Source organism: Actinoplanes sp. NBRC 103695 (assembly GCF_030269485.1).
Classification (GTDB): domain Bacteria; phylum Actinomycetota; class Actinomycetes; order Mycobacteriales; family Micromonosporaceae; genus Actinoplanes.
The window spans coordinates 39,859-52,750 of the sequence record NZ_BSTL01000001.1; the positions used below are offsets into that span (position 1 = coordinate 39,859).

Consider the following 12,892-nt stretch of genomic DNA (forward strand, 5'->3'; position numbering starts at 1 on the left):
ACTGAAAAGGTGTCATCGGCGACTTTGGAACTAGGTCCATCACGGGGGCGGACTCAATGCAGGTCGGTCGATGGCGCACGCCTTCTTCACTGAAGCGTGCCGCAAATCGTGTCTTTTCCACTCTGGCGGCAGCTCGGCCGCACGGTCCGCAAACCTATTGGTGGCGACCCCGCAAGGGGCTCTGGCGGCACACGTCGCGGGTGGCCATCGCCGCCGTGCTGGCGTTCGTGCTCGCGCTCAACCTGGGCGGCTCCGGCATCACCACGGTGCCGACGGCGGAGCGCGACAAGCTGAGGTCCTCGGCGCACAAGGCCACGGCCAAGCCGTCGCAGCGCTGGGGCAACGCCGCTTCGGGCGGCAACCTCACCGGCAAGAACGGCAACCGGACCATTCCCGGCACCGAGCGCGGGCGTTACCCGCTGCACAAGGTGAAGGGTGCGCCGGTCGCGCCGAAGAACGAGGCCACCGTCGCCGCTGGCCCGGCGCGCAAGGCCGCCGGCTTCGACCGGAAGACCAGCCGGGCGCAGGCGCCGCGCAACGCCAACGAGCGGACGTACGACAACGCCGACGGCACGCAGACCACCGAGTTCTCCGACAGCCCGATCAACTTCCGGCGGGCCGACGGCACCTGGGCGCCGATCGACAGCGACCTGACCGCGGACGGCGCCGGGTGGAAGAACTCCGCCGACGCGGTGGACGTCCGGCTGGCCCCGCGCGCGAACGCCGCCGACCTGGTCAAGCTCACGCTGGACGCCGGTCACGTCTTCGCGTACGGCCTGAGCGGCGCGTCCGCCGTGGCCGGCCGGGTGGACGGCGACGCGATCCTCTACCCGGGCGCGCTGCCCGGCACCGACCTCAAGCTGCAGGCCCAGCCGGGCGGCGCCAAGGAGACCATCGTCCTGCGCTCGGCCGACGCGCCGCGCGTGTTCGACTTCCCGATGCGCCTCACCGGCCTGACCGCCCGCCTGGCCGGTCGGCAGATCGAGCTCGTCGACGCGGCCGGCAAGGTCCGCGCCGTGGTGCCCGCCGGCTGGATGGAGGACTCGGCCACCGACCCGGTCCGCTCCGACGCGGTCGGTTACGCGCTGCGCGACGGTGGCCGGACGCTGCGGATCACCGTGGACGCGAAGTGGGTCTCCGCCCCCGAGCGCGTCTTCCCGATCGTGATCGATCCGAGCGTCGGCCCGCCGGTCGAGGCCGGCGCGGGCAACGGCGCCATGTACGTGTGGGGCTCCGAGAAGACGGCCGGCGGCAGCGAGCTGCTGGTCGGGCGCCTCGACGGCAAGAACGCCGCCTCCTACGTCAAGTTCGACTCGATCAGCGACGACCTCGCCAACCACACGATCCTCGGCGCCGGCCTCAGCCTGATCAACTACGACGGCCCGTCCTGCCGTGCCCGCCCGATCAACGTGCACCCGGTCACTCAGGATTGGTCGGCTAGCGGGAGCGGCAGCTACCCGGGACCCTCCGTCGGCGGCTCGCTGGCGTCGGCCTCCTTCGCCCACGGTTTCATCCCGACCGGTTCCAGCACGTCACCCTGCCCGCCCGCGGCCGAGTTCATCGATCTCGGTAACGCCGGTCGCAACCTGGTGCAGGGCTGGGCGAACGGCCAGCCGAACTACGGTCTGTCGCTCCGCGCGTCCACCTCGGACAACGGCGCGTGGAAGCGGTTCGGCGGCACCGGCACGGCCAACAAGCCGACGCTCTACGTGACGCACAGCCCGTACAACGCGAAGTACGCCATCCCGAACCCGGTGCCGGACCCGGTCGTCACCCAGATCCAGGACGGCAAGGTCAAGGTCACGGTCACCAACACCGGGGCCGACCCGTGGACGCCGAGCACCTACTACCTGGCCTACCGGGCGTACAACGCGCAGACCGGCAACTCGGTCACCCAGCAGCGTGCCGCCAACCTGCCTGGCAACGTGGCGCGCAACGGCAAGGTCACCCTGGACGCCACCATCAAGGCGTTGCCGCCCGGGGTGTACTTCCTCGACTTCACGATGGTCCGTACCGGCGGCACGGTCTTCACCGACTTCCAGGTGCCGCCCGCCCGCATCGTGCTGCACGTCATCGACATCCCGCCGGTCGTGGCGGAGCTCTACCCGCCGAACGGTTACCAGGCCCCGACGCTGCAGCCGCTGCTCTGGTCCCGCGCGGTGGACACCGACGCGCCTCCCGGGCAGACCCTGCAGTTCAAGTTCGAGGTCTGCGACGTCGACGCCGACAACAAGCCGGTCTCCTGCACCAACTCCGGTTACCAGGCCAAGCAGGCGTGGACGGTGCCGGCCGGCCGGATGCTGTGGGGCAAGAACTACCAGTGGCGGACCACCGTCAAGGACAACGCCAACGAGGTCGTCTCGGCGTACTCGACGATCCTCGCCTCGGTGCCGCAGCCGGACGTGATCTCGAGGATCGCCGGTGCGCCGTACGCCGACAAGGGCCGGGAGTTCGACGCCCAGGTCGGCAACATGAGCACCTCCGCGATGGACGCCGCCGTCGCCAACACCGGCCCGCCCCTGGCCGTCGCCCGTACCTACAACAGCCTGGACCCGCGGCTGGACGCCGCGTTCGGTGCCGGCTGGTCGTCCCTGTTCGACATGAAGGTCGTGCCGGACGACGACGGTTCCGGCAACGTGGTGATCACCTATCAGGACGGCCAGGCGGTCCGGTTCGGCAAGAACCCGGACGGCACGTACGCCCCGCCCCCGGGCCGCACCGCGCGGCTGACCACCACCTCCAGCAGCTGGGTCCTGCTCGACAAGAGCGGCACCACGTACACGTTCAGCCTGGGCAGCGGCCGGCTGTCGAAGATCACCGACAACGCGTCCCGGTCGCTGGTCTTCACGCCCGACCCGAACACCAACAAGCTCGCCAAGGTCCAGGTCTCCAACAGCCAGACCAACACCGCGGGCCGGGCGCTGACCTTCACCTGGACCGGCAACCACGTCAGCAAGGTGACCACCGACAAGCTCAACGGCACGGCGCTGGTCTGGGACTACACGTACTCCGGCGATCTGCTCACCAAGGTGTGCTCGCCGGATCAGAAGTGCACCCAGTACGAGTACGCGGCCGGCTCGCACTACCGGACCGCCGTGCAGGACGCCAAGCCCGAGTCGTACTGGCGGCTGAACGACACCTCGACGGGCACCGCCCCGGTCAGCAACGTCGGCGCGGCCAGCGACGTCCCCGTCAACCTGGGCAAGGACGCCGGCAAGTACCAGAACGTGACGCTCGGCGCGGAGGGCGCGCTGGCCGGCACCGACAACAAGTCGGCGTCGTTCAGCGGCACCTCGTCGTACGTGTCGCTGCCCAAGGGCACGTTGAAGAAGAGCCGCGACGCCGCGGTCGAGGTCTGGTTCAAGATCGGCCTGACTCAGACCGGTGGCCCGCTGATCGGCTACCAGGACAAGGCGGTCGGCACCGCGTCGACCACCGGTGTGCCGATCCTCTACACCGGCACCGACGGCCTGCTCCGCGGCAGCTTCGCGGTCGGCGCGATCAACCCGATCAAGTCGACGGCCACGGTCAACAACAACGTCTGGCACCACGCGGTCCTGACGCTCTACGGCAGCACCCAGACGCTCTACCTGGACGGCACCAAGGTCGCCGACCAGACGAACGTCACGGTCGACGCGAACCTGTTGACCGAGAACCAGATCGGCGCCGCGTATGCCACCACACCGGGCTCCTGGACCGGCTGGGGCACCACCTCGCAGCGTTACTTCCAGGGTCTGATCGACGAGGTGGCGATCTACAACCACCCGATCAGCGAGGCCACCGCCAAGGCGCACAAGGCCATGGCCAGCCCCGCGGCCCAGCAGCTGAGCAAGGTGATCCTGCCCAGCGGCAAGGTCGCCTCGGAGACCGTCTACGACACCGACACCGACCGGGTGAAGGAGTACACCGACGGCAACGGCGGCACCTGGAAGCTCGGCCAGCCCGCCGTCTACGGCGACGACGACGACCTGCGGCGCAGCATCCAGGTCAACGATCCGGCCGGTCGCCCGTACCTGTACGAGTACGACGCGATCGCCGGCCGCATGCTGCGCTCCGGAACGCCTCTGGGCCTGGAGACCCGGGAGGAGGACCTGCCGCGGCCGAGCACCCCGCCGACCGAGCCGCCGACCGAGACCTGCAGCCAGCCCGACCCGCAGGACCCGGCCTTCTGCACGGTCATCCCCGACGACTCGGGCGGCCCGATCTTCGTCCGGCACCCGCTCGAGGGCATGGCCATCCGCAGCTTCAGCTACAACGCGCAGGGCTATCAGAGCAAGGTCACCAACGAAAACGGCGACACCGTCGAGATGACGTACGACAAGCGGGGCAACGTCGACTCCCGCAAGACCTGCCGCACGGCGGCGGTCTGCTACACGTCGTACACCACGTACTCGACCACCATCACGGACGACTTCGACCCGAAGCGTGACCTGGCCGTCGAGACCCGGGACTCCCGGTCCGCATCGAGGACCGACAACACCTACCGGACCTCGTACACCTACCACTCCACGGGCCAGCTGCTGACCCAGACCAACCCGGACAACAGCTTCGTCCAGCACACCTACACCACGGGCGGCGAGTCGGCGACCGGCGGTGGCAACCCGCCTCCCGGCCTGCTCCTCAGCACCACCGACGCCCGTCAGAAGGTCACCCGGTTCTCCTACTACCAGAACGGCGACCTGGCCAAGGTGACGGACCCGATGGGCCTGGTCACCGAGTACACGTACGACGCGCTGGGCCGGAAGATCTCGGAGAAGCAGACCTCCGACACCTTCCCGACCGGCATCACCACGGCGTACTCGTACGACGCCCAGGGCCGGATGACCACGGTCATCGGCCCGGCCACGACGGACGTGGTCAACGGGGTGCGTCACCAGTCGCAGTCCGTGTCCACCTATGACGCCGACGGCAATGTCACCGGCACGACGGTCTCCGACCTGATCGGCGGCGATCCGTCACGCACCACACTGACCGAGTTCGACGAGTACAACCGGCCGGTCCGCATCGTCGACCCGCTCGGCAACGAGACCACCGCCGGATACGACCGGTTCGGCAACAAGGTCACCGAGCAGGACGCCAACGGCAACCGGATCGACTACGCCTACACCCCGCAGAACAAGATCGCCGAGATTCGCGTCCGTGACTGGCGGAGCGACCCGCAGGGCGCTCCCGCCACCGGTACCGGCGACTACCTCGTCGCGCACAAGTACTCGTACGACTACGCCGGGCGGATGGCGAGCGACACCGACGCCATGGGCCGGCGGCTGGAGTACCAGTACTACAAGGATGATCTGCTGCAGCGGATCATCCTGAAGAACTTCCACGACCCGGACGGCAGCGCCCGCGACTACATCGTCGAGGAGAACGAGTACGACGGCGCCGGCAACGCCATCAAGAAGACCCTGAACAACGGCCGTCAGTCGGTCGTCAACGAGGTCGACAGAGTCGGCAAGATCACCAAGACCACGACCAGCCCCGGCAACGCCCAGCGGGTCACGACGTTCTCCTACGACCCCAACGGCAACGTCGTCACGACCACCCGGTCCGGAAGCTCGTCGAACGTGCCGTGGCTGGTGGCCGCGGAGACCGAGCAGGTCAGCTACGTCTACGACGACGGCAACAAGATGACCAGGCAGACGGTCACCGGCGCCGGCGGTAAGACTCAGGTCACCACCAACAAGTACGACACCCGCGGATTCCAGACCTCGACCACGGAGCCGCGCGGCAACGTCTCGGGCGCCAACCCGGATTCGTACACCAGCACCTTCGTCACCGACGAGCTCGGGCGGACGACAACCAGCATCGGCGCGCCGGTACAGGCGGAGAGCAACGGCCAGGCGGCGACGACCGTCCGCCCGACCGCCAAGGTGGGTTACAACGTCTTCGGCGAGCAGGTCGCGACACTGGACCCGCTGGGCAACATCTCCAGGGCCGAGTACGACAAGGCCGGCCGGGTGGTGAAGGGGATCGCCCCCAGCTACACGGCGCCCGGCGCCAGCGAAACGGTCATCCCGGTCACCGAGACCCGGTACGACGCCATCGGCAACGTCATCGAGACGATCGATCCGGACGGTGGCTCGACCCGGTTCACGTACGACCAGATGAACCGGGTCTCGGTGCAGGACACGGCGGGCCGGACCAGCGACGAGCGTGCGCTCACCCGGTACACCTACACGCGGACGGGTGAGGTCCTCTCCGTGGTGGGGCCGACCGGGTCGCGGACCGAGTCGACCTATGACGATCTCGACCGGGTCGTCAGCACCACCCAGATCGAGCGCTATCCGGTGCTCGACAACTTCACCGCCCGGATCACGTACGACGACGCCGGCAACGTGGTCTCGACCAGGAGTCCCAGCGGCGCCACGACGCAGAACACCTTCGACGGTCAGGGCCAGGTCACCAAGAGCACCTCGCCGCACGGCGTGGTCACCCAGTTCGGCTACGACTTCACGGGCCGGCAGGTCCGGGCCACCGACGGCAAGGGCCGCACGACCCGAGTCGGCTACGACCTCTTCGGAAACCGCGTCAGCGACGCCAACCTGAACGCCGCCGGCGACACGCTGCGGTCGACGTCCTACGAGTACGACCCGTCGGGCAACCTGATCAGTTCGACCGACCCGTACCAGACCAGGACGACCTATACCTGGGACGCGGCCGACCGGTTGACCAGCCAGGTCGAGCCGGTCACCGACACCAAGTCGATCACCACCTCGTGGGGGTACGACGCTGCCGGCAACCGCAGCCGGTACACCGACGGCCGGGGCAACTCGACCGTCTACACCGTCAACAGTCTGGGCCTGGCCGAGTCCACCATCGATCCGGCCACGGCGGCGCACCCGTCGGCCGCGGACCGGACCTGGTCGGTGGCGTACGGCAAGAGCGCTCAGCCGGTCCGCCTGACGGCTCCCGGCGGCATCACTCGCGCCCGCGGCTACGACTCCGCGGGAAACCTGACCAGCGAGACCGGCACGGGCGCGGAGGCGGCCACGGCCGCGCGAACGCTCGGTTACGACATCGCGGGCCGGTTGACCTCGACCAGCACGCCGGGCGGTTCGGACAGCTTCGGCTACAACGACCGCAGCCAGTTGCTCAGCGCTTCGGGCCCGTCCGGCAACGCCTCGTTCGTCTACGACGGGGACGGTAACCGGACCTCTCGGACGGACGCGGCCGGCACCGCGGTCTTCGGCTACGACAGAGGACGACTGGACACGGTCAAGGACGCCCTCACCGGCGTCGTCCAGAAGATCGGTTACGACAACGCCGGGATGCTCTCGACGGTCGCGTACGGCGCGGTTTCCACGCGCGCTTTCGGATATGACGACTTCGGCCGGGTGGCCAGCGACACGGTCAAGAACGCGTCCGGCCAGACGATCTCGTCGATCGCCTACGGATTCGACCTCAACGGCCACGTCACCAGCAAGAACACCACGGGCACGGCGGGTTCCGGGCAGAACACGTACGCCTACGACAAGGCCGGCCGGCTGACGTCGTGGACCAGCGGCGCGGGCAAGGTCGACTACGAGTGGGACGATTCCGGCAACCGGGTCCGCGCCGGTCCGAAGACGGCGACCTATGACGAGCGCAACCGGTTGCTGTCCGACGGGGACTACACCTATACGTACTCCGCGCGTGGCACCCTGCGGACGCGGACGAGTTCCGGGCTCACCGATCAGTACGCCTTCGACGCCTTCGACCGGATGGTCACGGGCGCCGGAAAAAACTACACGTACGACGCCACCGACCGCGTTGCCACTCGTAACGGCATCAGGTGGACCTACGGCGGCAACGCGGACGACCCGGTGTCCGACGGCTCGGAGACCTACTCCCGCGGCGCCGGTAACGAGTTGCTGGCGGTGGGCCGGGGCCAGAAGGCCCAGCTCGCGATCTCCGACGTTCACGGCGACGTCATCGCCGTGCTCGACCCGGCTCAGGGTGGCTCGGTCAAGCCCGCGTCGTCCACCTCCTACGATCCGTGGGGCAAGGTGCTCGCCACTGACGGCGACACCGGCAACCTCGGCTTCCAAGGCGACTATGCCGACCCGGACACCGACCAGGTCAACATGGGTGCCCGCTGGTACAACCCGGACAGCGGGACGTTCAACGCCCGGGACGGCGTCAACTACTCGCGTGGCGACTCCATCCTCGCCAACCGCTACGGCTACGGAGCGGGCGCGCCCCTCGACTACAACGACCCGGACGGACACTGGCCGAACTGGAAGAAGATCGGCAGCGCGATCTCGTCCGGCTGGAACACCGTCAAATCCGTAGCCACCACGGCCTGGAACTACACGGTCAGCGCGGTGAAGTGGGTCGGCTCCGCGATCAAGAACACCGCGGTGGCGATTTACCACAAGACCGGCCTGGACCGGGTGGTGAACAAGGTCAAGGAGGGCTACCGCGCCCTCAAGAGCGGCAACTTCAAGGATTGGGCGAGACAGCAGGCGCGGGCGGCAGCCAAACGTCTGGTAGAGGTGAAGAAGGCGGTCACCGCCAGGGCGCATGCCGCCGTCAAGGCGGCGATCAAGTACACGCCGATCCCGGCGTTGATGGCCGCCGCCAAGCCGCTGATCAAGATGGCCGGAAAGGTCATTCAGAGCGCGGCGAAACTCGCACCGGCACTCGTCGCGATGACAGTTCAGGCGGTCACGGACCCGACGAAGTTCGCGGCCAACCTGTACGACAAGGCCGTCGCGTCCGTCGGCGCGGTGGTGGAGAACGTCTCCAAGGCGGCAGACGCGGTCGGGCAGTTCGTCCAGGAACACCAGGACGCGATCATCGAGGGCCTGGCGGTCGTCGGCGGCATCGCGGCCGGCCTCGCCTGCACGGCGGCCACCGCCGGTGTCGGCGCGGTCGCCTGCATGGTGGGTGCCGCTGCGCTGATCAACCTGGCCAAGGACGCGGCTCAGGGCAACATCCACAGCTTCGGCGACGCCTTCAAGTCGGCTGCGATCGGCGGTGCCACCGGCCTGCTCGGCGCGGGTGCGGGCGCGATCGGCGGTAAGGTCGCCGGCGCCGTGGTCGGCAAGCTGGGCAGCTTCGGCGGCAAGGTCGGCGGCCGGTTGCTGGAGGGTGCGGTCGACGGTGCGGTCAGCGACGGCGTCGAGCAGTTCGCGACCACCGGCAAGGTCAATCTCGCGAGCGTGGCGACCAGCGCCGGTATCGGCGCCCTCACCGGCGGCTTCGGCCGCTCCGGCGGCGGTAGCCGATGCAACAGCTTCACCGCCGATACCGGCGTGCGGATGGCTGATGGAACCACCAAGGAGATCAGTCTCGTCCGCATCGGCGAGGCGGTCGTGGCGACGGACCCGACGACGGGACGGACGGAGAACCGCCTCGTCACGGATGTCATCGTCGGTACCGGCGAGAAGCATCTGGTCGAGATCACCATCGACACCGGCGCTGGGCAGAGCAAGATCGTGGCCACCGAGGACCATCCGTTCTGGGTGACCGATCTCCGGACCTGGGTTCCCGCCAAGAACCTGGGTGCCGATTATCGCTTCGAGACCGCGGATCATCGCCAGGCGACCGTCCACAGCACAAGGCCGTGGACCGAGCAGACGACGGTCTACAACCTCACGGTCGACGGGCTTCACACCTACTACGTCGAAGCCGGCGATGCCGGTGTACTCGTCCACAACGACAGCTGCAAGGTCGGCGGTGGCGGTGACCCGAGAAGCTACACCGCTCCGAAGGACACGGCCCACCGGCTGACGTACGACCTGGTCGACAAGGACGGCAACTCCAAGGTCTCCGGCAGTCTGTGGAGCGGCAACATGACGCCGGAGGAGAAGAGCGTCAAGGGCGGGTGGAACCAGCAGGCAGTGACCAACACCGAGGCCCGCCTGATGCGCATGCTCGGTCTGCCGTCCAAGCACGACATCCCGAACGACCCGTACTTCAATCTGCTCGGTGACGTGACGATCGACGAGGGTGACGTACTCCACCTCTCAGGCAACAAGGATCCGTGCGGCCGCTGCCAGAACGTCATGAAGGAGTTCATGGACGACATGGGCGCCGACATTATCTATCATGGCCCGAGCGGAATTTGGCCCAAGAAGTGAGAGGTCGTGACATGGAGTTGACGGTCGAGCAGCTACAGGAGGAGGAAACGTCGCGTCATGGCGATTTCTACTCGCTCGCCCTGTTCCGTGAGTTGGACGAAGGAGCAGAGGGCATCGAGATCCAGCGCACCGTCGGCGGCATCTACGGCGAAGAGGGAGTGGGTGGACGCTCGTACTGCACCGTCACGGCCGATCACGACACCCACTACGGCGGCATCGAGCGTGTCGTCTGGTCCGATTCCGCCGTGGAGATCAGCTATACGGATGCGGCGCGCCAGGCTCTCAACCTCGCGGATCGAAACCTCGTTCTTCAGCTTTCCATGGACGATTCCGATCGCACTAAGGTAAAGGACGGAATCCGTCGAATCTTCGCCGGAGAATTCGTGCCTCCGCAACCTGAACTCGTGAATTTCGACTGATTCACGTCATAAAAAAGCATTGTGAAAACGGGGGAGGAAGCGTCTATGAGTAGGCGTATGCCTTGGCAGCTGGTCAGCCGGGGTCTATTGGGCTTGGTCGTCGCGGTGGGGACGGTGGTCGCGCTGCCCGCAGCGCAGCCGGCCCTGGCCGACGCGGCCGGGCAGGGTGGGGACTATGTGCCCATCAACGGCACGGACGTACGGGTGCTGGACACCGCCAACGGGGTCGGCACCACCAAGGGGGTTCGCGGGCCCGCGAGCACCACGCTGTTCCAGGTGACCGGCGTCGGCGCGGTCCCGACCACCAACGTGAAGGCGGTGATGGTCGACATCACGGCCAAGGCGCCGACGGCCAACACGTGGCTCACGCTCTGGAAGGGTGACGAGTCGGCTCGTCCGGGCGTGGGGACGATCAACGTCGTCACGGGCGAGCAGATCTCCAACTCGGCCGTCGTCGAGGTCGGTGCGAACGGCAAGCTCAACCTGTACAACTCGGCCGGCAACGTCAACGTCCTCGTCGACGTGCTCGGCTACTTCACCAACGTCAGGGCGGCCAGCGGGCCGGGCGGCTTCGTGCCGGTGCCCTCGAACCCGACGCTGGTGAGCACCGGTGGCGGTGTCGGCACGCCGGCCGGGACGATCCCGGCGGGCGGCAGCCGGACGGTCAACCTGCTCGGCGGCATCGTGCCCGCCGGGTCGACGGCGGTCTTCGTCGACCTTCAGGTCGGCAGCGCCACTCAGGCCGGTTGGGTGGAGACCGCGCCGACCGGGGGTACGGGGCACAGCAGCAGCCTCGAGTTCGCGGTCGGCACGACGTCCTCCGGCGCGATGATCCGGATCGCGGCGGACGGCCGGGCGAACATCGTCAACCACAGCACCGCGGCCATCAACGTGCTGGTGCGGCTGCTCGGCTACTTCACCAACACCAACGCCACGGGCGCGGGGCTGCGGCCGATCGCCCGCCGGCTGATCGACACCACCCTGCCGGCCAACGGCTCGATCGACGTCGCGGTGGGCGGCACCAACGGGCTGCCGATCAAGGGCATCGCCGGCGTGGCCCTGAACTTCACGGCTGCCGCCCCGACCGAGAGCGGCTACTTCAAGTCGTGGGGCGTGGGCAACACCGAGCCGGGCAGTTCGGTGTCCACCTGGAACGCGGACAAGCAGCGCGGTGGCATGGCGATCATCAAGCCTGGCACCGACGGCAAGATCCGGGTACGCAGCGTCAGCACCGGTACGGTCCGGCTGGTCGTCGACCTGCAGGGCTGGTTCGCCGAGCCGATCACCCCGCTGCCGATCGCCCAGTACGCCGCGACCACGGTGTTCCAGACGCCGCCGGCCGCGGGTGCGACGGTCGGTGCGCTCGAGTACTCGTACGTGGACAACATCGGCGTGATCCGCCTGGGCCACCAGACGAACGTGGACTTCTTCGGCACCGGGTCGGTGCAGTGGAGCACGGCGGCGGCGGACGGCTCGTTCACCGGGCAGACGGGCGCGAGCGTCTACACCGACGGCCGGTTCCAGGTGACCGCGTTGCGCACGACCGGCGACTACTGGACGGCCAGCCAGAAGACCGCCGGTGGCGCCGACTTCAACCCGTGGGGCGGTTTCGGCGGGTCGATGGTGTCGTCGCCGACGCAGATCACGCTGTCCACCGGCACCACGATCAACCTCGCGGTGGACTCGGACGGGGCGCTGTGGCACCACCGGGTGGTCACCGGCACGACCTCGTACTGGCGCAACCTGGGTGACCAGGACCTGGTCGGCCCGGTCACGGCGGTGCCGGTCGCGCAGGGCCAGCAGTTGTTCGCCCGGGACACCTCGGGTGCGGTCCGTACGGTGCTGTACGCCAACGACGGCACGATGGGCGCCTGGGTGAACCTCGGCGGCAACAACGTGACCGACCGGCCGGCCGTGGTCGCCTACCCCGGACCCCGGCTGCGGGCGGTCGTGCACGCCGCGGACGGCACGATCCAGACGAAGATCCAGAACACCGACGGCTCCTGGCCGGCGGACTGGGAGACCGTCGGGGGCACCTTCACCTTCGTGGGCGCCCCGGCCGCCATCCTGGACCCGGTGCTGGGCCGCACCGCGCTCGTCGCCCGGGGTACGGACAACGAGATCTACGCGGCGTTCGAGACCTCCGCGGGCTCCGGCACGTGGGGCCAGTGGAACCGGGTGAGCGAGAACTCCGACCCGGCGGCGAGCGACCCGACCGTCACGCCGGTGCGCAACGGCTCGGGCCAGAGCTGGCTGATCGTCTGGCGCAACCCGAACGACGCCACCCGCGTCTTCTGGCGTGACCCGGCGACCACGCCGCCCGCGGGCAAGTCGAAGGCGGCAACGTCCGGGCCGGTGACCTTCACCGGGCACACCCTCCCGGCTCCGCCGAAGGACTGACGGCACGTAGGT

The 12,892-nt window shown here is 68.4% G+C and carries 3 protein-coding genes; all 3 read left to right on the plus strand.

The window, feature by feature from the left end; genetic code table 11:
• Nucleotides 1-200: 200 nt before the first annotated feature.
• Entirely contained in the window at nt 201-10,061 is a 9,861-nt protein-coding gene (locus QSK31_RS00205; RefSeq protein ID WP_285679791.1) for a LamG-like jellyroll fold domain-containing protein, read from the plus strand.
• Between the two features lie 11 nt (nt 10,062-10,072).
• Entirely contained in the window at nt 10,073-10,480 is a 408-nt protein-coding gene (locus QSK31_RS00210; RefSeq protein WP_285679793.1) for an Imm10 family immunity protein, read from the plus strand.
• A gap of 93 nt (nt 10,481-10,573) precedes the next feature.
• Complete coding sequence (locus tag QSK31_RS00215; RefSeq protein WP_285679795.1) at nt 10,574-12,880, plus strand: DUF8189 domain-containing protein; 2,307 nt, start codon at nt 10,574-10,576, stop codon at nt 12,878-12,880.
• The last annotated feature ends 12 nt before the right edge of the window (nt 12,881-12,892 follow it).

Excerpts from the sequence above, each read along its gene's own strand:
- QSK31_RS00210 (WP_285679793.1), top strand. The coding sequence starts at position 10,073 with ATGGAGTTGACGGTCGAGCAGCTACAGGAGGAGGAAACGTCGCGTCAT.